The organism is Variovorax boronicumulans, from assembly GCF_030812215.1.
Taxonomy (GTDB): domain Bacteria; phylum Pseudomonadota; class Gammaproteobacteria; order Burkholderiales; family Burkholderiaceae_C; genus Variovorax; species Variovorax boronicumulans_C.
On the sequence record NZ_JAUSSG010000005.1, the window covers coordinates 152,467 to 175,353 of the forward strand.

24 protein-coding genes are annotated in these 22,887 nt (G+C 67.8%); 8 read left to right on the plus strand and 16 right to left on the minus strand.

The genetic code is table 11. The annotated features are described in order from the left end of the window. Positions 1-3: 3 nt before the first annotated feature. The 3 genes from J2W23_RS15260 to J2W23_RS15270 all read right to left on the minus strand — a co-directional run bounded on the left by J2W23_RS15260 (position 4) and on the right by J2W23_RS15270 (position 2,164). Positions 4-309: a Flp family type IVb pilin gene (locus J2W23_RS15260; RefSeq protein WP_013538963.1), complete on the minus strand. Its 306-nt coding sequence runs from the start codon at positions 307-309 to the stop codon at positions 4-6. A gap of 134 nt (positions 310-443) precedes the next feature. Next, positions 444-1,382 (minus strand): AraC family transcriptional regulator, encoded by a 939-nt coding sequence (locus J2W23_RS15265; RefSeq protein WP_307649325.1) that lies wholly within the window; start codon positions 1,380-1,382, stop codon positions 444-446. Positions 1,383-1,732: 350 nt separating this feature from the next. Beyond that, complete coding sequence (locus J2W23_RS15270) at positions 1,733-2,164, minus strand: putative toxin-antitoxin system toxin component, PIN family (protein WP_176660826.1); 432 nt, start codon at positions 2,162-2,164, stop codon at positions 1,733-1,735. Positions 2,165-2,291: 127 nt separating this feature from the next. Here J2W23_RS15270 and J2W23_RS15275 point away from each other — a divergent pair, with 127 nt between their 5' ends. Continuing rightward, complete coding sequence (locus tag J2W23_RS15275; protein ID WP_307649326.1) at positions 2,292-2,738, plus strand: surface-adhesin E family protein; 447 nt, start codon at positions 2,292-2,294, stop codon at positions 2,736-2,738. 6 nt (positions 2,739-2,744) lie between these two features. Here J2W23_RS15275 and J2W23_RS15280 read toward each other — a convergent pair whose 3' ends face one another. Continuing rightward, positions 2,745-3,974 carry a THUMP domain-containing class I SAM-dependent RNA methyltransferase gene (locus J2W23_RS15280; protein ID WP_176660824.1) on the minus strand — a complete coding sequence of 410 codons (1,230 nt, stop codon included), beginning with the start codon at positions 3,972-3,974 and terminating at the stop codon, positions 2,745-2,747. Between the two features lie 82 nt (positions 3,975-4,056). Between J2W23_RS15280 and J2W23_RS15285 the strand changes: the two genes are divergently transcribed. The 5 genes from J2W23_RS15285 to J2W23_RS15305 all read left to right on the plus strand — a co-directional run bounded on the left by J2W23_RS15285 (position 4,057) and on the right by J2W23_RS15305 (position 8,468). After that, complete coding sequence (locus tag J2W23_RS15285) at positions 4,057-5,844, plus strand: ATP-binding response regulator (protein WP_307649327.1); 1,788 nt, start codon at positions 4,057-4,059, stop codon at positions 5,842-5,844. Positions 5,845-5,938: 94 nt separating this feature from the next. Further along, the gene (locus tag J2W23_RS15290; protein ID WP_307649328.1) at positions 5,939-6,541 is read left to right on the plus strand and encodes a cytochrome b; all 603 of its coding nucleotides are present in this window, start codon (positions 5,939-5,941) and stop codon (positions 6,539-6,541) included. 13 nt (positions 6,542-6,554) lie between these two features. Beyond that, a complete protein-coding gene (locus tag J2W23_RS15295) occupies positions 6,555-7,124 on the plus strand; it encodes a YceI family protein (protein WP_176660821.1) in 570 nt (189 codons plus the stop codon). A 47-nt stretch (positions 7,125-7,171) separates the two neighbouring features. Continuing rightward, positions 7,172-7,804, plus strand: a complete 633-nt coding sequence (locus J2W23_RS15300) for a YceI family protein (RefSeq protein ID WP_307649329.1) — start codon at positions 7,172-7,174, stop codon at positions 7,802-7,804. 19 nt (positions 7,805-7,823) lie between these two features. Beyond that, positions 7,824-8,468 (plus strand): LysE family translocator, encoded by a 645-nt coding sequence (locus J2W23_RS15305; protein ID WP_307649330.1) that lies wholly within the window; start codon positions 7,824-7,826, stop codon positions 8,466-8,468. A 92-nt stretch (positions 8,469-8,560) separates the two neighbouring features. On the opposite strand, the gene J2W23_RS15310 is transcribed toward J2W23_RS15305, so the two are convergent. The 7 genes from J2W23_RS15310 to argS all read right to left on the minus strand — a co-directional run bounded on the left by J2W23_RS15310 (position 8,561) and on the right by argS (position 16,739). Then, entirely contained in the window at positions 8,561-10,162 is a 1,602-nt protein-coding gene (locus tag J2W23_RS15310; protein WP_307649331.1) for a phospholipase D family protein, read from the minus strand. A gap of 10 nt (positions 10,163-10,172) precedes the next feature. Further along, a complete protein-coding gene (rpoN, locus tag J2W23_RS15315; protein WP_307649332.1) occupies positions 10,173-11,762 on the minus strand; it encodes an RNA polymerase factor sigma-54 in 1,590 nt (529 codons plus the stop codon). 18 nt (positions 11,763-11,780) lie between these two features. Continuing rightward, positions 11,781-12,575, minus strand: coding sequence for an LPS export ABC transporter ATP-binding protein (gene lptB, locus J2W23_RS15320; RefSeq protein ID WP_176660816.1), 795 nt, complete (start codon positions 12,573-12,575; stop codon positions 11,781-11,783). Further along, positions 12,572-13,288 carry a lipopolysaccharide transport periplasmic protein LptA gene (gene lptA, locus J2W23_RS15325; RefSeq protein WP_307649333.1) on the minus strand — a complete coding sequence of 239 codons (717 nt, stop codon included), beginning with the start codon at positions 13,286-13,288 and terminating at the stop codon, positions 12,572-12,574. The genes lptB and lptA overlap by 4 nt, the downstream gene beginning before the upstream one ends. 194 nt (positions 13,289-13,482) lie before the next feature. Beyond that, a complete protein-coding gene (locus J2W23_RS15330) occupies positions 13,483-14,130 on the minus strand; it encodes a thiol:disulfide interchange protein DsbA/DsbL (RefSeq protein WP_307649334.1) in 648 nt (215 codons plus the stop codon). A 147-nt stretch (positions 14,131-14,277) separates the two neighbouring features. Further along, positions 14,278-15,045 carry an SPOR domain-containing protein gene (locus tag J2W23_RS15335; protein WP_307649335.1) on the minus strand — a complete coding sequence of 256 codons (768 nt, stop codon included), beginning with the start codon at positions 15,043-15,045 and terminating at the stop codon, positions 14,278-14,280. Between the two features lie 8 nt (positions 15,046-15,053). After that, a complete protein-coding gene (argS, locus tag J2W23_RS15340; protein WP_176660812.1) occupies positions 15,054-16,739 on the minus strand; it encodes an arginine--tRNA ligase in 1,686 nt (561 codons plus the stop codon). A gap of 131 nt (positions 16,740-16,870) precedes the next feature. Between argS and J2W23_RS15345 the strand changes: the two genes are divergently transcribed. Beyond that, complete coding sequence (locus tag J2W23_RS15345; RefSeq protein ID WP_176660811.1) at positions 16,871-17,215, plus strand: hypothetical protein; 345 nt, start codon at positions 16,871-16,873, stop codon at positions 17,213-17,215. A 72-nt stretch (positions 17,216-17,287) separates the two neighbouring features. On the opposite strand, the gene J2W23_RS15350 is transcribed toward J2W23_RS15345, so the two are convergent. From J2W23_RS15350 to J2W23_RS15365, 4 genes are all read right to left on the minus strand, one after another. Further along, positions 17,288-17,740, minus strand: a complete 453-nt coding sequence (locus J2W23_RS15350) for a DUF2214 family protein (RefSeq protein ID WP_176660810.1) — start codon at positions 17,738-17,740, stop codon at positions 17,288-17,290. 62 nt (positions 17,741-17,802) lie between these two features. Then, the gene (locus J2W23_RS15355; RefSeq protein ID WP_176660809.1) at positions 17,803-18,729 is read right to left on the minus strand and encodes a LysR family transcriptional regulator; all 927 of its coding nucleotides are present in this window, start codon (positions 18,727-18,729) and stop codon (positions 17,803-17,805) included. Positions 18,730-18,767: 38 nt separating this feature from the next. Further along, positions 18,768-19,958, minus strand: a complete 1,191-nt coding sequence (locus J2W23_RS15360; RefSeq protein ID WP_176660808.1) for a CaiB/BaiF CoA transferase family protein — start codon at positions 19,956-19,958, stop codon at positions 18,768-18,770. Then, positions 19,951-20,886 (minus strand): hydroxymethylglutaryl-CoA lyase, encoded by a 936-nt coding sequence (locus tag J2W23_RS15365; protein WP_307649336.1) that lies wholly within the window; start codon positions 20,884-20,886, stop codon positions 19,951-19,953. The genes J2W23_RS15360 and J2W23_RS15365 overlap by 8 nt, the downstream gene beginning before the upstream one ends. A gap of 116 nt (positions 20,887-21,002) precedes the next feature. Here J2W23_RS15365 and J2W23_RS15370 point away from each other — a divergent pair, with 116 nt between their 5' ends. Beyond that, a complete protein-coding gene (locus tag J2W23_RS15370; RefSeq protein WP_307649337.1) occupies positions 21,003-21,743 on the plus strand; it encodes an IclR family transcriptional regulator in 741 nt (246 codons plus the stop codon). 130 nt (positions 21,744-21,873) lie between these two features. Here the strand turns inward: J2W23_RS15370 and hisC are convergent, their stop codons facing one another. Next, complete coding sequence (gene hisC, locus J2W23_RS15375) at positions 21,874-22,851, minus strand: histidinol-phosphate transaminase (protein ID WP_307649338.1); 978 nt, start codon at positions 22,849-22,851, stop codon at positions 21,874-21,876. Positions 22,852-22,887 lie beyond the last annotated feature (36 nt).

The following is a 22,887-nucleotide window of genomic DNA, read 5'->3' on the forward strand; positions in this document are numbered from 1 at the left end:
GCCTTACTTCGTGGCCTCGGCACCGCCCTTGGTGTAGGTGCTCATGTTCATGTTGACCTGGGCATTGGTCGAAGCCTTGCCGGCGGCGGTCTGCGCGTTCGTGACTTCGGTGGCGCCCGACTGGCCGCCCACTTCCTTGGCCATGCCGGCAACCTGGTTGCGCATGGTCTGGCCGAAGAAGCTGAACACGGCGATCGCGGCAATGGCGATCAGGCCCAGGATCACGAGGTACTCGGTCATGCCTTGCCCGCGGATCTTGATCTTCGAGGCAAGTTGGCGGCTCAGCTGGGTCAGACGATGGATTTGCATGAGAGAAGTTCCTGAAAGGTGGCTGAAAGAACAGGCGGATCGTAGGGACGCATCCGTCGCGTGTTCGATACAGTTTTTGCGAATCCCGATACAAATTAACATTCGTAAAAAGATCGCAAAACGCTCGGAATCCTTTAGTTCTCCAAACTGCCCGCGCCTTCGAAACGCAGCTGGCTTTGCCTGCGAAATTCGGTCGGCGTCACACCTTTGATCTCGAGAAATCGGCGATTGAAATTCGAGACGTTATTGAAACCAACTTCGTAACAGATCGAGGTGACGTAGCGCTCGCTCTGCATCAGGAGAAGGCACGCCTTGTTCACCCGCACCTCGTTCACATAGCCCAGAAAACTGTGGCCGGTGGCACGCCGGAAGAGCCGGCTGAAGCGCCCTGCGTTCATGCCGAGCTCGGCCGCGATGTCGGCCGCGCTGATGTCCTTCGCGGGGTCGTTGGCGATGCGCGTGACCACGTCGTCGATGGCCTCGATGCCGTGGTCGCCATCGGTCTGCATGCCTGACAGGAGGCGGTAGTCGGTGCACATCGCCATGTCGGCGAGAAAGTCGCAGAACAGGCTGAAGCGCTTGAGGCCCCGCGCATCCTTCACGCGGTGCCAGTGCGCCTCGGCAGAAGCGGCCATGCCGAAGAACTCGATGCCGTAGCGCGCGCGCTCCAGCATGCGCACCGCCTCCTGCAGTTCGGGAATGCGCTCGGCCGCCTCGAAGATCGGATCGTGCAGGAACTGGATCACCAGGTCGCGCTGCGGCACGCCTTCGGGCGGCGCATCGAGCGAGATCCAGTTGTGCGGCAGCTTGGGGCCGCACAGCACGAGGTGGCCCGGTTCGAAGGCGCCGATCCAGTCGCCCACGAAGGCCTGGCCCGAGGTGGCGACGATCAGGTGCAGCTCGTACTCCTCATGGCAATGCCAGCGCGCGAGCGGTGTCGGAAAGCCGTGTTCGAGGCAGCGCACCAGCCCCACCTCGGTCGATGGCTCGTAGCCGAGCTCGGTCGAGCGGCTGCGCTCGACCTCCAGTTCGGGGAGCAGTTGACGCGGGGATCGTTGGCTGGAACTCGTCATGGCTTTGGGTTGGGCTGACAGGAGACAACACGCCTGCGATCCTGGGATTCGCGGGCGACGCGGCGATGAAACGGCATCTTCGGGGGCAAACAGGCCTGTGGCGCGCTGGCACGTCACGGTGAGCGCAGGGACCGGGTTCGCGGGGCGGAAGATATTGTTTGGGCCTTGCAATTGCCAGACCCTATGCGGACTACGAAGATTCGTATGCGCGCACGGCAAGCGGCGGATTCGCGCCGCCAGCATTGTCTAGACAACCGCTTTCCACGCTGGCGCGCCTGTGCAGCCATCGGCGAGGCCATCGATGGGAGATGCTTGTCTAGACGACCCCGCGCGGACCGGTTTCCAGCCCCTCAAGCCGGGACCAGCACCGTCGCCACGACCACGCCCTGCGCAGCCAAACGTTTGCGCATCGTCAGCACCGCCTGGTCCTTGCTGAAGAGCCGTGCGCGCTGCGCCACCGCGAGGTCGATGAAGACCTGGTCGTCGGGGTCCTTGCACACGCAGGGCGCGCGCGGCGGCTTGTCAGTCAAAAGGCTCACGCGCGCGTCGAAGGCCTCCAGCACGCTGGCCGCCGCCATCTCCCGCTGGGCCAGCCGCCGCGCAATCAGCGGATAGCCGAGCACCCGCGCGAGTTCGGTGCGCATCGGCGCGGTGGCGATCCAGCGCAGTGCGCCGGACGCGAGCGCCGCCGCGAGCGGCAGGCAATCGGGGTTGTCGAACACGAGCAGGTCGAGCGCGATGTTGGTGTCGATGACGACGAGGCCGGTTTCAGGAAGGGTCATGGCGGCGAAGAAAGGAGCGCCGATGTTGCACCATGTGCACCCCTGGTCAGCCGCGGGTCGGGCGCTACGCCCCACAATGCTGCGGCGCGCACCGCGCGTGCTTCCGGACACGCAGCCCTCCTTCCTCATGAAACGACTCCCGCTGTTCTGCCTCGCCCTGCTCGCCTGCGCGCTCGCGCAGGCCGAATGGCTGACCCTGAGCGGCACGCCCGGCGATGCGACCAGCAGCTATGTGCAGGTCGACCCGACCCGCATCGAGGTCGACGGCGCGCGCCGCGGCGTGACCCTGCGCATGAGCCTCGCGAAGGACTTCACCGGCAAGGACGGCTTCAAGCTGCGCTCCTTCGAGGCCCGCGCGAGCGTCGATTGCGAAGCGCGCACCGCCCGCTATGTGAGCGCCACCTACTACAGCCTGCCCAACTTCGTCGGAGAGCCCGTGGCGGTCAAGCAGTTCGAGGACGACGACATCCGCCCGATGACGCTGCCCGGCGCCCCGCCCGAGCTGGCCGCGCGCACGGTCAACGCAGCCTGCAACGTCGGCGGCGGCAAGCAGCCGGATGCCGCGCCGCGCTGAACGCGCCTACTTCCGCGCGGAGCCGGCGACCATGTCGAAGCGGAACAGGCGGCATTCGATAGGACCGTTCCACATGGGTACGCGGCGCGATTCCTTCAGGCGCATCTGCTTGGGCAGCTTCAGGTCCGGCGTGAGGACCCAGGCCGTCCACCCGGCATAGTTCTTCTTCCAGTGGGTGGCCAGTTGCGGGAAGAACTCGCTGCCATCGCCCTCTTCGGTCTGCGCGGATTCGCGCGCGCCTGCACGTCCCGAGCCTGCCACGCCACCGACTTCGATCCGCTCGCCATAGGGCGGATTGAGCATGACCACGCCGCCTTCGGCCGGCGGCATGCGCTGCAGCGCGTCGCCGCCGCGGAACTCGATGGCATCGGCCACGCCGGCGCGCTCCGCGTTGCGCTCGGCAAAGTCGACCATGCGGTGCGACACGTCCGAGCCGAAGATCGCGACGCTGCTCGATCTCACGGCCGCTTGCGCTTCCTTCTTGATCGCGTCCCACACGTGCGCCTGGAACGGCAGCAGCTTCTCGAAACCGAAGCGCCTGAGCGATCCGGCCGCGATGCCGCGCGCAATCTGCGCCGCCTCGATGGGGATGGTGCCGCTGCCGCAGCACGGGTCGTACAGCGGCGCATCGGCGACGTCGCCCGTCTCGGGGTTCCACCAGCCGCTGGCGGCCAGCATGGCGGCGGCCAGGGTTTCCTTCAGCGGGGCATCGCCCTTGTCCTGGCGCCAGCCGCGCTTGAAGAGCGGCTCGCCGGAGGTGTCGATGTAGAGCGTGCAGCTGTCGGTGGTGAGGTGCGCGAACACCCGGGTGTCGGGCCACTGGGTCTCGATGCTGGGGCGCACGCCGTTGGCCTTGGCGCGGAAGCGGTCGGCAATGGCGTCCTTGATGCGCAGGGTGGCGAAGTTCAGGCTCTGCAGCGGGCTGTGCTGGGCGGTGGTCTCGATCTTGAAGGTCTGCTTGGGCGTGAACCAGATCTCCCAGGCCACGCCGCTCGCGATGGCGTAGAGGTCGTTCTCGTTGCGGTAGGGCGCATGGGCCAGCTCCACAAGCACGCGCTGCGCAAGCCGGCTGTGCAGGTTGAGCTTCAGGGCGTCGCGCCAGTCGGCACGCACCCGCACGCCGCCACGCAGCGTGAGCAGGTCTTGCCCGACGCGGCCGGTCAGGGCATGCACCTCTTGAGCGAGGAATTCCTCGACGCCGGCGGCGCAAGGCAGGAAAAAGGAAAGATCGTTCACGGAAAGTTGGCCATCGGGAAGCCCGACTAGGGGACTCCATTGTCGCCGCGTCATGAACCTTCTCTATATAGTCGATTTGCCGATGACTCCCACCCCCGCTCCCACGGTTGCCCCGGCCGCCGACGCCAGCGACCGCTTCGCGATCCAGTGCGAGGTGCTGCGGCTCTCGATCCGGCCCATCGGCCCGGTGCTGCTGGTGCAATACCTGCTCAATTGCGGCGTGGCGGCGCTCTTCGCCTGGCAATACTCGCTCGCGCGCGCCCTGGTGTGGATCGCGCTCATCACCGGGGTGACGGTGATGCGCGGCTTCTTTCCCCAGCGCCTGCCCGAGCCCTTCACGCCCGAAAGCCTGCGCCACGCCCAGCGCGTGCACACGCTGCGCACCGCTGTCTGGGAACTGGCGCACGGGCTGGCCGGCGTGCTGCTCTTCAACCCCGGGCGACCCGACCAGCAACTGCTGCTCGGACTGATGCTGATGGGCATGACGCTGTCGTCGGCGTTTTCGGTGTCGTTCTACACGCCGGCCACGCAACTGGCGATCACGCTGCTGCTCGCGCCGGTGATCGTCACCGGCCTCACGCTCGGCGCGCCGACGATGATGGCCGTCTCGGTGATCGGCATCGGCCTCACCGCCATGATGTGGAAGCTGGTGGCCGAGCGCTCGCGCCAGCTCGAGGAGAACATCGGCCTGCGCCTGAACGAGCGCACGCTGCGCGAACAGGCGCTTGCGGGCCTGCGCGCCTCCGAGCAGGCGCAGGCCGAGCGCTTGCGCTTCTTCTCGGCCGCCAACCACGACCTGCGCCAGCCGGTGATGGCCATCGGCCTGCAGGCCGAGGTGCTGCGCCAGCAACTGGACACCGGCGCGGACGCCGGTGCGGTGCAGCACACCGTGGTCTCGCTCGCGCGGGCGCAGCAGGCGCTGGAAGGGCTCACCAACCAGCTGCTCGAAATCGGCCGCATCGAGGCCGCCGTCGATCCGCTGCGGCCCGTGGCAGTGGCGCTGGCACCGCTGCTGCAGGACCTGGCGCGCCAGGCCGGCGACGGCCGCGTGACCGTGCGCTGCCCGGCCGCCGCGGTGGCATGGACCGATGCGGTCTCCCTGCGCCGCGTGCTGGCCAACCTGGTCGACAACGCGGTCAAGTTCACGCCGCGCGGCCGCGTGCTGCTGGCGGTGCGGGCGCGCCGCCGGGGCGCCGGGCGGGCCTGGCGCGTCGAGGTGCGCGACAGCGGCATCGGCATCGCGGCGGACGCGCAGGAGCGGGTGTTCAACGACTTCGAGCAGATCGGCAACGTCGAGCGCAACCTGCAGCACGGGCACGGCCTGGGCCTCGCGATCGTGCGGCGGCTGGCGGCGCAGTTGGGCATCGAGGTCTCGCTGCGCTCCGCGCCGGGCCGGGGTTCCGTGTTCGGCTTCGAGCTGCCCGCGGCGCCGGGCTATGGCGCAGCGGCGTTGCAGCCGGCGCCCCCACCGCAGCCCGGCCCCGAGGCTGCACCCGCGCTGCGCCCCGGCCTTGCCGTGCTGGTGGTGGAAGACAACGCCGTGGTGGCCGACAGCCTTTTTGCGCTGCTGCGGCAGTGGGAGGTGGAACCGCGCGTCTACGCCAGTGCCGCCGAAGCGCTGGCGCTGGCCGACCTGCGCGCGCTCGATGCAGCGCTGTGCGACATCCGCCTGCCGGGCGCACTCGACGGCATCGCGCTGGCCGAGCGGCTGCAGGCGCAGAACCCCGCGCTCACCATCGCGCTGATTTCCGCCGACATCAACGAGGCCACCCAGCGCCTGGCCACCGAGCGCGGCTGGCATGCGCTGCGCAAGCCCGTGCAGCCGGAGGAGCTGCGCGGCGTGCTGCTGCGGGCCCGGCAGCGGCCTTGACGGCCCGAGCGGCAGGCCTGGCACGCCCCATGCAACACCGAAGGCCACGCCTTCCGGGATATGCTCCGCGCACAGGCCGCCCGCCCTGCCCCCGATGTCTGCCGAGACCCCTCTTCATCCCCTTGCCGCCGTCCCGCGCGGCCAGCGCTATGGCACCGTGGCCATCGCGCTGCACTGGCTGCTCGCGGCCATGATCGTCGGCTCGCTCGGCGTGGGGCTCTACATGACGGGGCTGCCGTTCTCGCCGCAGCGCATCAAGCTCTACAACTGGCACAAATGGGCCGGCGTCACGATCCTTCTGTTGTCGGCGGTGCGGCTCCTGTGGCGGCTTGCGCACCACCCGCCCGCGATGCCGGCGCAGATGCTGGCCGCCATGCCACGCTGGCAGATTGCGGGCTACCGGGCGAGCCACGCGGCGATGTACCTGCTGTTCTTCGCGGTGCCGCTGTTCGGCTGGGCCTACACCTCGGCGCTGGGCATTCCTGTCGTGTGGTTCGGCGTGCTGCCGCTGCCCGACTTCGTGCCGCTCGACAAGGACCTCGCCGAGGCCATACTCAAGCCGCTGCACAAGGGCAGCGCCTTCACGCTGGCAGCGGTTTCGCTGCTGCACGTGGCGGCGGCCCTCAAGCACCACTGGATCGACCGCGACGGTCTCTTGAAACGCATGTGGCCTGAACCTCGCCACCCACGCAACTGAAGGAACCTGCCGGATGACGCGCCTCTTTCTTCCGATCCTGCTGACCCTCGCCGCGGCAATGCCCGCCGCCGCCGAGCCGGGCGCGAGGCTGGTGGCCGACAAGAGCCAGATCGCCTTCGTCAGCAAGCAGATGGGCGTGCCGATGGAAGGCACCTTCAGGAAGTTCGATGCGCAGATCGCCTTCGACCCCAAGAAGCCCGAGGGCGGCAGCGTCGCGCTGCAGATAGCTACCGCCGGCGCCGGCTTCGGCGTGCCGATGAGCGATGCCGAGCTGCCCAAGGCGCCATGGTTCGACGCCGAGAAATTTCCCCAGGCCACGTTCCAGTCGAGCGCCATCAAGGCGCTGGGCGATGGCAGGTTCGAGGTGGCGGGCAAGCTCACCATCAAGGGCACGTCCAGGCAGATCACGGTGCCCTTCACGATCGCCCCGGCCGGCGGCAACTACGCGGTGGCCAGCGGGTATTTCACGATCCAGCGGCTGGACTACAAGGTGGGCGACGGCGAATGGACCGACACCTCGGTGGTCGGCAACGACGTGCAGGTGCGCTTCAAGCTCACGCTCGCAGGCCTCGGGCCGCTCTGATATTCACCTTTCCGATTGCACATCCCATGTCCCTCATTCCCACTGCCATGAAGAAGCTCGTCCTCGCCTCGGTGCTGTCGGCCACGGCGCTGCCGTTCGCCGCCATCGCGCAGGAATACACGGCCCCCGCCGTGGCCGCCAAGCCCGCGGGCGGCCCCGTGAAGAACGGCAACTACGTGATCGACCCCACGCACACCTTCGTGATGTACGAGATGGGCCACTACGGCACCACCACCAACCGCGGCCGCTTCAGCACCAAGGACGGCTCGGTGCAGATCGACGGCACGGGCACGAGCGGCAAGGTCGACATCACCATGGACATCGGCACCATCAACACCGGCGTCGACCTGCTCAACCGCCATGTGCAGAGCAAGGATTTCTTCAACGTCGCCGAATTCCCGACCGGCCGCTTCGTTGCCGACCGCATCGACTTCGCCGGCGACAAGGTGGTCGACGTGCCGGGCACCCTCACGCTCATGGGCCAGACCCGGCCGGTGACGCTGAAGGCCGTGCGCTTCAACTGCTACCTGAACCCGCTGATCAACCGCCAGGTGTGCGGCGGCGACTTCGAGACCACCGTGCAGCGCAGCGACTGGGGCATCAACTGGGGGCTGAACTTCGGCTTCGAGAACAAGGTGAAGCTGCTGGTGCAGGTGGAAGCGGTGAACGTGCAGCAATGACGGTGAAAGGAACCAGGACATGATGGACACCACACTCGCCCTGCTCGGCATCGCCGGCGCCATGACGGTGGGCGCCATGAGCCCCGGCCCGAGCTTCGTCATGGTCGCGCGCACGGCCGTGGCTTCGCGCAGCGATGGGCTCGCGGCGGCGCTGGGCATGGGCGCGGGCGGCCTCGTCTTCGCGATTGCCGCGCTGGCCGGGCTGCAGGCGGCGTTCCTCGCGGTGCCGGGGCTTTACCTCGCGATCAAGGGCTTCGGCGGCGCGTACCTGATCTACCTGGGCTTTCGCATCTGGCGCGGTGCGCGGCAGCCGCTGGCGATGACGCAGGATTCGGACGCTTCGCCGCGACAGCAAAGCCGCGGCAAGCGCACCTTCCTGCTCGGGCTCGCCACACAGGTCAGCAATCCGAAGACGGCCGTGGTGTACGCGAGCATCTTCGCGGCCTTCCTGCCGCGCGAGGTGCCGCTGGTGCTGGCGCTCGCGGTGCCGGCGGTGATCTTCTGCATCGAGACGGGGTGGTACGCGATCGTCGCGCTCGCCCTCTCCTCGGCCGCGCCGCGTTCGGCCTACCTGCGCTACAAGGCCTGGATCGATCGCGCGGCCGGCGGCGTGATGGGCCTGCTGGGCCTGCGGCTCGTGTGGTCGGCCGTGCGCGGCAACTGAAGCCCACCCGTTCGGGCTGAGCTTGCCGAAGCCTCGCGCAGCGCTTCGACACGCTCAGCGTGAACGGTTTTTCGAGTGCAGGTTGCCGGGGATCACAGCAAGCTCTCGGGCGTCAACGGCGCCAGCAGTTCGAGCATCGTGCGGTCCCAGAAACCGGAGTCGGGCTCTTCGGTCAACACCGTGGTCTTGCCCGCGTCTTCGCTGATCCACTCGATGTGCGATTCGCCGCTGCCTTCGACAAAGCGCAGCCGGTAGGCGCCCTGCTGCTTCAGCACATCGATGAGCTTGAGCGCCTGCTGCGCCATTTCGGCGCTGCGAATGAAGAGACCGATCTCGGTGTTGTGCGTCTCCGAGCGCGGATCGAAATTCATCGAGCCGACGAAGAGGATGCTGCGGTCGATCACCGCCGACTTCGCATGCAGCCGGCCCACCGAGGTGCCGAACAAGCCGAGCCGCACGCTGCGCCGCGTGCGGTTGGTGCTCAGCTCGTAGAGGTCGGCGCCGAGCTTGAGCATCTCGGGCCGATAGCGGCGGTAGGCGGTGTGCACCAGCGGCTCGTCGGTGGCGGCGAGCGAGTTGGTGACCACGCTGATCTTCACGTTGCGCCCGCGGATCTCCTTCATCACCTCGATCCCCGCGGCGCCCGGGATCAGGTAGGGCGAGACGATGGTCACTTCGCTGCGCGCGCGGCGCATCTGCTCGACGACGTTGTAGCGCACGCTGTCGACATCGAGCAGCGGCACGCCGCCGTACGACGCGGTCTTGCCGATCACGCGGTCGGGCGAATCGGCATACGCCTCGGCGAGGGTCCAGATCAGGCCGAGCTTGCCCGCGTTCAGGTCGTCGGCCATCGGGCTGTAGCCGAGCAGGTCGTTGGGCGCGGGCTTCGGCGGCGGGGGCGTGGTGTCGGGGCCGGTGGCGGCGTCGAAGCGCTTCTGCAATTCTTCGCGCGAGAGGTCGCTCGCGATGATCGACTGGACCGGCCGCACGTAGACGCTGTTCCAGTACTGGTCGAACAGCGCACCAAGGCGCGGGATCAGCGCGCCGGCAACGAAGGTGTCGAGGTCGATGAAGTTCTCGCCCGAAGTGCGCGTGAAGTACTGGTTGCCGATGTTGCGGCCGCCCGCCACCGCCATCGCGCCGTCGGCGATGAAGAGCTTGTTGTGCATGCGGCGGTTGACGCGGCTGAAGTCGAAGAGCGAGGCGGTGAAGCGCTTCAGGAGACTGCCGCGCCCGGCCGGGAACGGATTGAAAAGCCGCAGCTCGACGTTCGGCGTGGCGGCCAGGCCGAGCAGCAGTTCGTCTTCGCCGGACGTGTACAGGTCGTCCATCAGGAGGCGCACGCGCACGCCGCGCTGCGCCGCATCGCGCAGGGTACGCAGCAGGTAGCGGCCGGTCTCGTCGTTCTCGATCTGGTAGTACTGCACGTCGAGCGTGCGCTGGGCGCGGCGCGCGAGCTGGATGCGGGTGTCGAAGGCGAAGTCGCCGCCGGGCATCAGGCGGAAACCGCTCAGGTCGGGGTCGGGCTGCGAGGCCAGCGCGATCTTGCCAAGCGCGGTGTCGGCCGAGACGGCGATGGCCTTGGTGGGCGGGCGCGGCGGCTCGTCGGGCAAGGCGGCGCAACCCGCGAACAGCGATGCGGCCACGATGGCGAAGACCCAATGCCCACAGCGCGACAGCAGGCGACGGGTCATCGGCGGCTTTCTACAGGGCCTTGCGGAGGTTGGCAGGAGCGATGCGCAGCGCTTCGCGGTACTTGGCCACGGTGCGGCGCGCGCACTCGATGCCCTGCTCTTTCAGCATCTCGGAAATCTGGCTGTCCGACAGCGGTTTCTTGATGCTCTCGGAACTCACGAACTGCTTGATGAGCGCGCGCACCGCGGTGCTCGATGCGTTGCCGCCGGTCTCGGTGCCGAGTGCCGAGCCGAAGAAGTACTTGAGTTCGACCGTGCCGAACGGCGTGGCCATGTACTTGGCGGTGGTCACGCGCGAGATGGTCGATTCGTGCAGGCCCAGTTCGTCGGCGATCTCGCGCAGCACCAGCGGGCGCATCGCGAGCTCGCCGTGCACGAAGTAGCTCTTCTGCCGCTCGACGATGGCGTTGCTCACGCGCAGGATGGTGTCGAAGCGCTGCTGGATGTTCTTGATGAACCAGCGCGCCTCCTGCAGCCGCTGCGACAGCGCCTGGCTGCCTTCGCCCTTGTGCGACTTGAGTGCGCCGGCGTAGATGTCATGCACGCGCAGGCGCGGCATCACCTCGGGATTGAGCATGACCCGGAACTTCACGTTGGTGCCGCGGCCGGTCTTGGTGACGATCACATCGGGAATGACGATGTTGCGTTCGACGTCGACAAAGCGGCGGCCCGGCTTGGGTTCGAGCCGCGCAATGATCTGCAGCGCCGAGCGCACGAGTTCTTCGTTGGTGCGCGTGAGCGTGGCCAGGCGCTTGAAGTCGCGCCGCGCGAGCAGCTCCATCGGCTGCTTGCAGATCGCGATGGCGGTCTTGCGGATGAGTTCTTCGTCTTCGGTCTCGTCTTCGCTCGCGAGCGCGCGCAGCTGGATGCCCAGGCACTCGCCCAGGTCGCGCGCGCCGACACCGGCGGGCTCCAGGCTCTGCAGCAGGCCGAGCGCCACCTGGAAGTGGTGCACGAGCTCGTCGAACTGGTCGTTGTCGTCGCCCGCGAGGCCCGAGGCCAGTGCGGGAAGCGAGTCTTCGAGGTAGCCGTCGTCGTTGAGCGATTCGATGAGGAAGCGCAGCGCTGCGCTGTCGTTCTCGTTCAGGCGCAGGCTCAGCGCCTGGCGGTGCAGGAACGACTGCAGCGACTCCTGGCTGCGCGCGAGCTCGGTGGCGTCGGCGCGCTCGTCGTCGCCCAGGTTGTTCTGGCGCGCGGGCGCGTCGCTGCCCCACTCGCTGTCGTCGGGCGCCATGTCGACGGTGCCGTCGCCTTCCCAGTCGGGCTCGCGCTCGGCGATTTCGGCGGCGGGGCCGTCGGTGTCGGGGGTCGAGGTGGTTTCAGTCGCGGTCGTCGCGCTGCTGGTCGGGACCGGGGCGAAATCGCCTTCGCCTGTTTCGCCGCCGTCGTCGCGCGGCACCGGCGTGTCGACGGCATCGAGTCCGAATTCCTCGCGCGCCGCTTCTTCAGCGGTGCGCTCGAGGAACGGGTTCTCGTCCAGCATCTGCTCGACCTCCTGGCTCAGCTCGAGCGTGGAAAGCTGCAGCAGGCGAATCGACTGCTGCAGCTGTGGCGTGAGCGCCAGATGCTGCGAGACGCGAAGGGACAGCCCTTGCTTCATGAAGAACTCGACCCTCCCTTACATGCGGAAGTGTTCGCCCAGGTACACCCTGCGTACCTCGGCGTTGTCGACGATCTCCGAGGGTGTGCCTTGTGCCAGCACGTGCCCGTCGCTGATGATGAAAGCGTGATCGCAGATGCCCAGCGTTTCACGCACGTTGTGGTCGGTGATGAGCACGCCGATGCCACGCTCCTTCAGGAAACTGATGATCCGCTGGATCTCGATCACAGCGATCGGGTCGATGCCGGCGAAGGGCTCGTCCAGCAGGATGAAGCGAGGTTGCGTTGCCAGCGCGCGTGCAATTTCGACGCGGCGGCGTTCGCCGCCCGAGAGCGCCAGCGCAGGCGAATCGCGCAGGTGATCGACGCGCAGGTCGGTCAGCAATTCGGACAGGCGCTCCTCGATGTGCTTCTTGGACAGCGCCACCACCTTGCCGCTCTCGTTGGGTTCGCGCTGCAGCTCGAGCACGGCGCGCACGTTTTCCTCGACGGTGAGCTTGCGGAAGATCGACGCTTCCTGCGGCAGGTAGCTCAGGCCCATGCGCGCGCGGCGGTGGATCGGCATGTGGGCGATCGGCTCGCCGTCGATGGTGATCTCGCCCGCGTCGGCGCGCACGAGCCCGACGATCATGTAGAACGACGTGGTCTTGCCGGCGCCGTTGGGGCCGAGCAGTCCGACGACTTCGCCCTTCTGCACGTCGAGTGAGACGTCCTTCACGACGGTGCGGCTGCCATAGCTTTTCTGCAGGCCGCGCGCGACGAGGCGGCTGCCCGGGACGTTGTTGGCTTCCTGGATTCCGGCGGTTTCGATCACTTGCGCCCTTCTCCCTCTCCACTCAGCGTGGTGGTCGGGCGCAGGCCGGAGCCGGGCGCGGGGGTGGGAGCCGGCGGCGCGGGCTTCGCGCCGGCCGGGGCCGAGGCGCCGGGCTTGGGCGCAGTGGCGGCCTTGGGCGTGAGGATGGTCTTGACGCGGCCGGTGGGGGTCGATGCGTTCACTGCCGTGTTCGGCGGCACGGTCGAGCCGTTGACGGTGTAGGTGTCGTTGCTCTGGTCGTAGACGATCAGCGCGCCCTGGCTCTCGTCGTTCGGCGTGGCACCGAGCAAGCGGCGCATGGTGGCGTTGCGGATGAACTTGACGTTGTCGGCGCGGCTGTCGTACTCGATGACTTCGGATTCGCCCTCGATCCACTCGTCGGGCGCATTGCGCTTCTGCTTGTAATAGGCGCGCTTGCCGGGCGCCGCGGTGACCACGCCGTACTGGTAGCCCTCAGCATCCTGGCGCACATCCAGGCGCGCGCCGCGGATGATGATCGTGCCCTTCGTGACGAGCACGTTGCCGGTGAACACGCTGGTCTGCTTCAGGTCGTCGTAGCGCATGGCGTCCGACTCGATGTTCATCGGCTTGCTGCGGTCTGCGGTCTCTGCCAGGACGCCCGAGGCGAGGCCGGCCAGCAACAGCGCGCCGATGGCCAGGCGGCCGATGCGACGAACGAGGGGGGTGTTGTTTGGGTAGGAGGGCAATGTCATAGAGGCACGAAACTTGCTCCGAACCATTGTATGCGGCGCGGTAACACCTGTTATCAACGCCGATGAAAAAGGCCCGCCAAAGCGGGCCGGTGTTCCGTCAGGGAGACACCGCGAAACCGGCTCCGCCGGGCCGCGGGTGTTGCCCCAGTAAGGGGGGAGGCGCAGCGGACACGAAGCGCCGCGCAGCCCGGGGGTCAGCCCTTCTTCGCTTCGCCGACCAGGAAGTTGACGACCTGCAGCACGTTGGTCATGTTGCCGGCGGTTTCGCCATCCACATACCAGCGGCCGGCCACGGCCATCGCCGGCACGCCGGCCACCTTGTAGGCGTCGGTCATCTGCGAGGCGCGCTTGGCCTTGCTGGCCACGCCGAACGAGGTGAAGACTTCCTTGAACTTGGTGCCGTCGATGCCGTTGGCGGCAACCCAGGCAATGATGTTGGCATCGCCGTTCACGTTCTGGCGCTGCTTGTGGATCGCGTTGAAGACCTTCGGCTGGAATTCGTCGACCTTGCCCAACGCCTCGAGCGCGTAGTACAGGCGCTGCTTGGCTTCGACGTCGTTCCCCACGAAGGGCACCGGGATGCGGCGCAGGACCACGTCCTTCGGTGCCGTCTTGGCCCAGGCTTCGAGCGACGGCTCGAAGTCGTTGCAATGGGGGCAGTTGTACGAGAAGAACTCGACCACCTCGATCTTGCCGGCCGGTGCATCGACCGGCACGCGCTTGTCGAGCACGAGGTACTGGGAGCCGGCCTTGGGCACCTTGGCCTGAGCGTGGGCCGGATTGGCGGCCAGCGAAAGCAGCCCGAGCGAAGTGGCGGCCAGCGAAAAGTCACGACGTTTCATTGAAAGGGTTCTCCTGTTGGTACGGCAGACTGAGCCGGCGCGCCGCGAGGAGTTCCCTCGCACGGGGCGCGCCCGGGGCGCTGAATGGTGGCGGCAAATGCCGGGCGGCGAAGCTTAAGGGCTATTTATGGCAGCAGCAGCCACCGGTCAGCGCTGCACGCGGACCAGGGCCGATTCGAGGCCGCCGCCGTCGAGCCGCTCCTTGAGGCGGTCGGCGTCGTCCTTCTTGTTGAACGGACCGGCGCGCACGCGGTAGACGGTGCGGCCGGCCTGCTCGCGCTCGGTGACCCGGGCCTCGACGCCCATCAGCGACAGCTTGGCGCGCTGCGCCTCGGCGTCGTCGGTGGTGCGGAAGGCGCCGGCCTGCACGAAATACATGAACGGGTCGGCACCCGAGGATGCTGCGGCGGCGGTGTTGGCATTGCTGCTTGGCGCGGCGGACGCCACGGTCGTGCTGCCTGAGCCGGTACCCGCACGGGCACGGGCCAGGTCGCCCAGCGGATCGTTCGACGGCGGCAGCGCGTTGGCCTCGGCCGGCACGGGTGCCGCGCGCGTCGGCTTGGGCGCGACCACCACGGGCACCGGTGCGGTGGCCGGGGGCGGCGTGCCGGGCGCGACGGCGGTGGTGCTGGTAGCGGGTTCGCCGGTGATCGGGTTGACCGGACCGGCGGCGGCCGGCGGCGTCGGCCTGGCGGCACCGGCCTTGCCGGCCAGCGGTGCGTTGGGGTCCCAGTCGCGGTTCTTGCGGGCTTCGGCTTCGTCCTGCTCGGCGCCGCCCTTTTGCGTCTTGGTCACGAACGGGATCGGCACCTTGGTCACGTAGACCGCGATGCCCAGCGCCACGCCCAGGCCGATCACCAGCCCGATGATCAGGCCGATGACGATGTTGCCGCGTTGTCTGGTTGTCTTCTTCATGGTGAGGTTCACATCTTGCTCGGCGCACTGACGCCGAGAATCGCGAGGCCATTGTGCAGCACCTGCGCGGTTGCGGCGACCAGTGCCAGGCGGGCCAGCTTGACCTTTTCGTCGTCCACCAGGATGCGCTCGGCGTCGTAGTAGCTGTGGTAATTGGCGGCCAATTCGCGCAGGTAGAAAGTGACGTCGTGCGGGGCGAAATCCTTCGAGGCCGCGGTGAGCATGGCGGGGTACTTGGCCAGCAGCAGCATCAGCGCCTGCGCCGGAGGGCTCTCGAGCGGCGACAGGTCCACATCCTTGAGCGTGGCGGCATCGCCACCCCAGCCGGCCAACACCGAGCAGATGCGCGCATGCGCGTACTGCACGTAGTAGACCGGGTTGTCGTTGTTCTTCGTCACCGCGAGGTCGACGTCGAAGGTGTACTCGGTGTCGGGCTTGCGGCTCAGGAGGAAGAAGCGCACGGCGTCCGTGCTGGTCCATTCGATCAGGTCGCGCAGCGTGACGTAGCTGCCGGCGCGCTTGCTGATCTTGACCTCTTCGCCGCCCTTCATCACGCGCACCATGGTGTGCAGCACGTAGTCGGGATAGCCCTCGGGAATGCCTTCGCCCGCCGCCTGCAGCCCGGCGCGCACCCGCGCGATCGTGCCGTGGTGGTCGGTGCCCTGGATGTTCACGACCTTGTGAAAACCGCGCTCCCACTTGGCGATGTGATAGGCGACGTCGGGCACGAAGTACGTGTACGTGCCGTCCTTCTTCTTCATCACCCGGTCCTTGTCGTCGCCGTAGTCGGTCGACTTGAGCCAGAGCGCGCCGTCTTTCTCATAGGTCTTGCCGGCGGCCACGAGCTTGCCCACGGCGGCTTCGACGCGGCCGCTGGTGTACAGGCTCGACTCGAGGTAGTAGTTGTCGAAGCGCACGCGGAAGGCCTGCAGGTCCAGGTCCTGCTCGCGGCGCAGGTACGCCACGGCGAATTCGCGGATGGAATCGATGTCGTCGATGTCGCCGCTCGCGGTGTATTCGCGGTCGTCCGACTTGACGGTCTTCTTTGCCTTGAAGTCCTCGGCGATGTCGGCGATGTAGTCGCCGTTGTAGGCCGGAGCCTTTTCGCCGCTCGGCCACTCGGCGTCGCCGGGCTTGAAGCCGCGGGCGCGCAGTTGGGTGCTGTTGGCCAGCGTCTGGATCTGTACGCCGGCGTCGTTGTAATAGAACTCGCGCCAGACGCTGTCGCCCTGGGACGCGCGCAGGTTGCAGATGGCGTCGCCCAGCGCGGCCTGGCGGCCGTGGCCCACGTGCAGCGGGCCGGTCGGGTTGGCCGAGACGAACTCGACCAGCACCTTCTCGCCAGTGGCGGGCTGCTGGCCGAAAGTGTTACCTGCGGACAGCACCTCGCGCACGATCTGCTGCTTGGCAGCGGTCTTCAGGCGGATGTTGAGGAAGCCGGGGCCGGCGATCTCGATCGCTTCCACCCATTGGGAGAAAGCGGGGGTGGCGAGCAGCGCGGCGCTCAGTTGCTCGGCCAGTTCGCGCGGCTTCTTCCCGAGCGGTTTGGCCAGTTGCATGGCGGCGGTGCTGGCGAAATCGCCATGCGCGGCCACCTTGGGCGATTCGAACGCGGCTTTGGCGCCAGCGCCGGGGGAGAGGGATTCGAGCGTGTTCGCGAGCGCCGCGAGCAGCTCCTGTTTGACCAATAGCATCTGTGAATTTTACCGGGGGCAAACCCGGGCGCTGTTGACGATCGTCATCCGATCGTTGCCTCCGGCCGTTAGGATGGGCGGCCCCGGGGCGGGGCACCTGTCACAACTCAACCTTGCAAGGACATATCACCATGAAGAAGTTCCTTTCCCTGGTCGCCCTGGGCGCCTGCCTTTCCTTCGGCGCCGCACAGGCACAAGACAAGGCCCCCGCGCCCGCTGTCGCCCCGGCCGCCGCCGCGCCTGCTGCCGCAGCACCCGCCGCCGGCGCCACCTGCGACGCCAAGGCCATCGACAAGAACGGCAAGCCGCTGGCCGGCGCCGCCAAGGCCAGCTCCATCAAGAAGTGCGAGAAGGAAGCCAAGGCCGCCGCAGCACCCGCTTGCGCCGCCAAGGCCATCGACAAGAACGGCAAGCCGCTGGCCGGTGCCGCCAAGAACAGCTTCATCAAGAAGTGCGAGAAAGACGCCAAGGCCTGATGAGGTCCGCGTTGCGCTGACGAAGATCAGCGCCTGAAAGAAGAAAGAGCCCGCCCCGTGCGGGCTTTTTCATTACTTGCCGAAGCCGCGTGCGAGGAACACGGCGACCAGCGGAATCAGCGCGATCAGGTGGGCCTGCACCATCACCAGCTTGCGCGTCTTCTTGATGTCGTCTTCGGCCGGCAGCTTGCCGGTGGAACGCAGCGTCTTGCGCCAGCGGAAATAAGTGAGCGTCGGAAAGATCGACAGCACGCCCACGATGATGAAGAGTCCCAGCTTCACGTGCAGCAGCGGATTGGTCCAGTACCAGGCCGTGCCCTTCACGCCCCACCAGGTGCGCGCAATACCGGTGACAAGCACCGCGATGGCGGCGATGCCGTAGACCATGTCGACCTTGGCGAGCCGCTCGACGACCGCGGCGTTGAGCCACTGCACGCGGCAAAGAGCTGCTTCACTGGAAATGAACACGACCATCGTGAGGATGGCAAGCAAGTGCACGTAGGCGAGGATGGCTTCGAGGGTCATCGATGGCTTTCTTCCGGAACAGGTTGCAAATGCAAACAGATTGTGACGCCGCTCCCGCCGCTTCAGGCCGTTCGTCCCCAGAATTCCGGTTGTCCGTACTGCTCCTTGAGGAAATCAAGCCACAGGCGCACCCGCAGCGGCAGGTGCTTGGCGCCCGCGAACACCGCGTAGATGCCGTTGGGCGGCGCGGCGAATTCGTCGAGCACCGGCACCAGCAGCCCCGCGTCGATCTCGGCCTCGACTTCCCAGGTGCTGCGCCAGGCGATGCCGTGGCCCGCCAGGCACCAGTCGTGCAGCACCTGGCCGTCGGAACAATCGAGCGGGCCGCTCGGGCGCAGGTGGATCAGCTCTTCCACGCCGGCCTCGGCGGTGACGCGAAACGCCCAGCCGCGCGTCTGCGATGCATCGCTCGACAGCGCGAGGCAGGCAAAGCGCGACAGGTCGCCGGGATGCTTGGGCGTGCCGTGGCGACGCAGGAAATCGGGCGTCGCCACGCAGCGGCGGCGGTTGTCGGCCAGGCGCACGCTCACGAGCGAGGAGTCGGGCAGATCACCCACGCGTACCGCGCAATCGAAGCTCTCGCCGGTCACGTCGACCACGCGGTCGCTGAGGTTGAGCGAGATCGTCACCTCGGGATGCATTGCATGAAAGCGCGGCACCAGCGGCGCGACGTGCCGTCGCCCGAAGCCGGCCGGCGCCGTCACCCGCAGATGCCCGCTGGCCTTGACGCCACCGGCGCTCACGCTGGCCTCGGCGTTCTGGAATTCGGTGAGCAGGCGCTGGCAGTCTTCGAGAAACGCGCTGCCCTCGTGCGTGAGCGTGATGCGCCGCGTGGTACGCACCAGGAGCTTGACGCCCAGCCGCTCCTCCAGCGCATCGAGCCGGCGCCCCATGATCGCGGGCGCCACGCCCTCGGCCTTGGCCGCGGCGGTGAGGCTGCCGCGGGTCGCCACCGAGACGAAGGATTCGAGTTGCTTCAGGCGGTCCATGGGGCGGGAACTATATAGATAACGCCCGCGAGCCGGCCTCAGCCGCCGGAGGTCGCGCCAGCGGCCCGAAGCGCGGCGATTTCCGGTTCGCTGTAGCCCACCTCCCTCAGCAGCTCGTCGCCGTGCTCGCCGATGCGCGGCGGCTGCAGGCGGATGCCGGGGCGCTCGCCGCCCAGCGTGAAGGGCGCGAGCGGCACCTTGGCCATGTGCCCGTCGTTCATGCGCACGGGCGCCAGGCCGCCGGTGGCGTTCAGGTGCGGATCGTCGAACAGTTCCTCCGGCTTGGTGATCGGCGCGAAGGGCAGCTCGTTCTGCTCGAACACCGCGGCCAACTCGGCCGCGCTGCGGTCGGCCAGGTGCGAGCGCAGGATCGGCATCATCCAGTCGCGCGCGAGCACGCGGTCGTTGTTGGTCGCGAGGCGCGGGTCGGCCAGCATGTCTTCGAGGCCGAAGGCCTTGCAGAAGATCGCCCACTGCTTGTCGCTGACGGCCGCCAGGAAGATCTGCTCGCCGTCCTTCACGGTGAAGACGTCATACACCGCCCAGGCCGAGATGCGGCTGGGCATCGGGTCGGCGGCCTTGCCGGTGGCGGCGAACTGCATCATGTGCTGCGCGACCAGGAACACGTTGTTCTCGAACAGCGCGGCCTGCACCTCGCAGCCCTTGCCCGTTGCGTCGCGCTGGCGCAGCGCAGCCATCGCGCCGATGGCGCCGAACATCCCGCCCATGATGTCGTTCACGCTGGTGCCCGCGCGCAGCGGATCGCCCGAGCGCCCGGTCATGTAGGCGAGGCCGCCCATCATCTGCACCACTTCGTCGAGCGCGGTGCGGTGGTCGTAGGGACCGGGCAGGAAACCCTTGTGGCTCACGTAGATGAGGCGCGGGTTGAGCTTGCCGAGCGTTTCGTAGTCGAGCCCCAGCTTCTTCATCGTGCCGGGCTTGAAGTTCTCGCTCACGATGTCGGCGGTGGCGATCAGGCGCAGCGCGGCCTCCACCCCTTCGGGCTTCTTCAGGTCGAGCGCGATGCTTTTCTTGTTGCGGTTGAAGGTCGGAAAGAAGCCTGAGCCCGAGCCGAGCAGGCGGCGCGTGTTGTCGCCCTCGATGGGTTCGACCTTGATGACTTCGGCACCGAGGTCGGCCAGCAGCAGGCCGCAGGTCGGGCCCATGACCATGTGGGTGAATTCGACGACGCGAACGCCGGCGTAAGGAAGAGGATTGGCTTCAGACATGTGCGTTGTGTTCCTGGACGAAGCCCTTGGGCAAACCGGCTTCGGGCGTCATGCCATAGACCGGCTCGCCGGGCAGGCCGGCCATGAGCGGCGCGCGCGCCGCGATGAGTTTTTCGATGTCGATGCCAGTACGAACGCCCATGGCCTCGAACATGAAGACGAGGTCTTCGGTCACGGCGTTGCCCGAGGCACCGGGTGCGTAGGGGCAGCCGCCGAGACCGCCGAGCGAGGCGTCGAAGGTGCGCACGCCTTCGTCCCACGCCGCGAGGCAGTTCGCGATGCCGAGGCCGCGTGTGTTGTGCATGTGGGCCGCGCCGGCGTGCACGCCAATCTCGGCGCGCAGGCGCCTGAAGAGCCGCCGCACCTGCGCGGGATTGGCGTAGCCCACGGTGTCGGAGAGGCCCGCCTCTTCGGCGCCAGCCTCGATGCACTGCGCGGCGAGGCGGATCACGTCGTCTTCCGGCACCACCCCCTGCAGCGTGCAGCCGAAGGCGGTGGAGATGCCGGCTTCGAGCCTCACCTGCGGTGCGACCCCGCGGCGCAGGTCGGAGATGGCGCGCACCTCCTCGACCATTTCAGTCGGCGTCTTGCGCACGTTGGCGAGCGAATGCGCCACGCTCGCCGACACCGGCATCGTGAGCTTGTGCACGCCCGCTTCGAGCGCGGCCTCTGCGCCCTTGCGGTTGGGCACCAGCGCCATCACGGTGAGGCCGGGCAACGTGACGGCGTGGCGCACCACGTCGGCGGCATCGGCCATCTGCGGCAGCAGCTTCGCGGGAACGAAGGAAGCGACCTCGATCTCGCGCACGCCCGCGGCGTAGAGCGCGTCGATCCAGCGCAGCTTGTCGGCCGTGGGCATGGTGGCCTTGACCGATTGAAGGCCGTCGCGCGGGCCGACCTCGCTGATGAGGACGTCGGGGGGGTTCATCGACTTCGTCTCCTTGATCGATTCGTGGTGGATCGCTTGACTGTTCTATCAGACAGAACTAAATTCCGCTAAACAGAATTAGACCGTCGATCGACTTTTCCTGTCAAGTCACGCCCATGCCCCGCAAAGCCCAGACCGAATCGGTTTCCGACCTCAATGCCGCTCCCGGGGGAGCGGCCGCAGTCGATCGCGCGCTGAGCCTGCTGTCGGCGTTCCAGCCGGGGGACGAAGCGCTGTCGCTCGCGCAGTTCGCCGAGCGCACGCAGCTCTACAAGAGCACGGTGCTGCGGCTCCTGGCATCCCTCGAACACGCGCGGCTCGTCCGCCGGCAGGACGACGGGCGCTACGCGCTGGGCATGGAGATCGCGCGGCTGCACGGGCTCTACGCCGCGTCGCAGTCGCTCGACCGCATCGTGCTGCCGGTGCTGCGTGCCCTCGCAGCCGCCACGGGCGAGAGCGCGGCGTACCACGTGCGGCAGGACCAGGGCAAGAGCTGGGTGCGCCTGTGCCAGTTCCGCGTCGACTCATCGCATGTGGTGCGCGACCACGTGCGCGCGGGCGACTTGTTGCCCAACGACCGCGGCGCCGGTGCGCGCGTGCTGATCGCCTTCGGGCCCGAAGCCGAGCGGCCGCGCGGCGCGAAGGAGCGCATGCTCTGCGACGCGATCCGTGCGCAGGGTTTCTGCGCATTGGTAGGCGACCGCACCGCCGAGCTCGCGGGCATCTCGGCACCGGTGTTCCATGCGGACGGCCGCCTCGCGGCGGCAATCACGTTGACGATGCCGACGCACCGCTACGACGAGGGCTACATCGAGCCCGTTCGCGCGGCGGCGAAGGAGCTCAGCAGGCAGGTGTGACGGTCTTGCTCCTTCCCCTTCCGGGGGAAGGTTGGGATGGGGGCACGCGGCCATCGATGGTCCGCTGGTCCTTGATACGCCGCCTGCCCCCACCCCAGCCCTCCCCAGCGGAGGAGGGAGAAGTGCGGACTCAGCGCAGCGCGGCGAGCACGGCCTTGTTCTGCTCGGGCAGGCCGACGCTCACGCGCAGCCACTGCTGCAGGCCGTAGGGGCCAAGCAGCGAGACCTCGATGCCGGCGGCCAGGAGGCGCGCATGCACGGCCTGCGCATCGCCGACCTGGACCATGAGGAAGTTGCCGGACGAGGGGATGTGCGCGAGGCCCGACTCGGTGAAGCCCGCGGCGAGCTGCTCGCGTCCGGCGGTGTTGAGTTCGTAGGTGCGCGCGAGGAATTCCGTGTCGCCGAGCGCGGCCACCGCCGCCGCCTGGGCCGGCGTCGTCACGTTGAAACGCGGACGCTGCGCGTTCATGCGCGAAGTCAGCGGCGGCTGGGACACGCCGTAGCCGATGCGCATCCCCGCGAGGCCGAAGGCCTTGGAGAAGGTCCGCGCGACGATCAGGTTCGGCAGGCGCCGCACCCATTCGATGCTGTCGTAGCGCTGCGCAGGCGAGAGGTACTCGGTGTAGGCCTCGTCGAGCAACACCGTCACATGCGCGGGCACCGATTGCAGGAAGGCCAGCAGCGGCGCGGCATCGATGAAGGTGCCGGTCGGGTTGTTCGGGTTGGCGACGAAGACCAGCTTCGTGTCGCCGTCAATCGCGGCACGCATCGCGTCGAGGTCGTGGCCGAAATCTTGCGAGGGCACGACGGTGGCGCGCGCATGGGCGTGCGCCGTGGCCTGCGCATAGACGATGAAGCCGTACTGCGAATAGACGACGTTCTCGCCCGGCTGGAGGCTCACCTGCGCGGCGAGTTCGAGGATTTCGCTCGATCCGCTGCCGAGCGTGAGCCACTCGGGCGGCACATCGAGCCGGGCCGCCAGTGCATTCTTGAGCGCGGTGCCGTTGCTGTCGGGGTAGTTGCCCGCCCCTTCAAGGGCGGCGGCTGCGGCGCGGCGGGCCGACTCGGGCATGCCGAGCGGGTTTTCGTTGGAAGCCAGAAGGATCATTTCGGCGCGTGCTGGATTATTTAAGAAATTAAATAT

Bases quoted from the DNA above. Each gene is read 5' to 3' on its own strand.
- J2W23_RS15335 (WP_307649335.1), bottom strand. From the start codon at position 15,045: ATGAAGAAGACAACCAGACAACGCGGCAACATCGTCATCGGCCTGATC.
- J2W23_RS15270 (WP_176660826.1), bottom strand. From the start codon at position 2,164: ATGACCCTTCCTGAAACCGGCCTCGTCGTCATCGACACCAACATCGCG.
- J2W23_RS15265 (WP_307649325.1), bottom strand. From the start codon at position 1,382: ATGACGAGTTCCAGCCAACGATCCCCGCGTCAACTGCTCCCCGAACTG.
- J2W23_RS15260 (WP_013538963.1), bottom strand. From the start codon at position 309: ATGCAAATCCATCGTCTGACCCAGCTGAGCCGCCAACTTGCCTCGAAG.
- J2W23_RS15330 (WP_307649334.1), bottom strand. From the start codon at position 14,130: ATGAAACGTCGTGACTTTTCGCTGGCCGCCACTTCGCTCGGGCTGCTT.
- rpoN (WP_307649332.1), bottom strand. From the start codon at position 11,762: ATGAAGCAAGGGCTGTCCCTTCGCGTCTCGCAGCATCTGGCGCTCACG.
- J2W23_RS15355 (WP_176660809.1), bottom strand. From the start codon at position 18,729: ATGGACCGCCTGAAGCAACTCGAATCCTTCGTCTCGGTGGCGACCCGC.
- J2W23_RS15370 (WP_307649337.1), top strand. From the start codon at position 21,003: ATGCCCCGCAAAGCCCAGACCGAATCGGTTTCCGACCTCAATGCCGCT.
- J2W23_RS15310 (WP_307649331.1), bottom strand. From the start codon at position 10,162: ATGACCCGTCGCCTGCTGTCGCGCTGTGGGCATTGGGTCTTCGCCATC.
- J2W23_RS15305 (WP_307649330.1), top strand. From the start codon at position 7,824: ATGATGGACACCACACTCGCCCTGCTCGGCATCGCCGGCGCCATGACG.
- J2W23_RS15275 (WP_307649326.1), top strand. From the start codon at position 2,292: ATGAAACGACTCCCGCTGTTCTGCCTCGCCCTGCTCGCCTGCGCGCTC.
- J2W23_RS15285 (WP_307649327.1), top strand. From the start codon at position 4,057: ATGACTCCCACCCCCGCTCCCACGGTTGCCCCGGCCGCCGACGCCAGC.
- argS (WP_176660812.1), bottom strand. From the start codon at position 16,739: ATGCTATTGGTCAAACAGGAGCTGCTCGCGGCGCTCGCGAACACGCTC.
- J2W23_RS15300 (WP_307649329.1), top strand. From the start codon at position 7,172: ATGAAGAAGCTCGTCCTCGCCTCGGTGCTGTCGGCCACGGCGCTGCCG.
- J2W23_RS15290 (WP_307649328.1), top strand. From the start codon at position 5,939: ATGTCTGCCGAGACCCCTCTTCATCCCCTTGCCGCCGTCCCGCGCGGC.
- J2W23_RS15345 (WP_176660811.1), top strand. From the start codon at position 16,871: ATGAAGAAGTTCCTTTCCCTGGTCGCCCTGGGCGCCTGCCTTTCCTTC.
- J2W23_RS15365 (WP_307649336.1), bottom strand. From the start codon at position 20,886: ATGAACCCCCCCGACGTCCTCATCAGCGAGGTCGGCCCGCGCGACGGC.
- J2W23_RS15360 (WP_176660808.1), bottom strand. From the start codon at position 19,958: ATGTCTGAAGCCAATCCTCTTCCTTACGCCGGCGTTCGCGTCGTCGAA.
- lptA (WP_307649333.1), bottom strand. From the start codon at position 13,288: ATGACATTGCCCTCCTACCCAAACAACACCCCCCTCGTTCGTCGCATC.
- J2W23_RS15295 (WP_176660821.1), top strand. From the start codon at position 6,555: ATGACGCGCCTCTTTCTTCCGATCCTGCTGACCCTCGCCGCGGCAATG.
- J2W23_RS15350 (WP_176660810.1), bottom strand. From the start codon at position 17,740: ATGACCCTCGAAGCCATCCTCGCCTACGTGCACTTGCTTGCCATCCTC.
- hisC (WP_307649338.1), bottom strand. From the start codon at position 22,851: ATGATCCTTCTGGCTTCCAACGAAAACCCGCTCGGCATGCCCGAGTCG.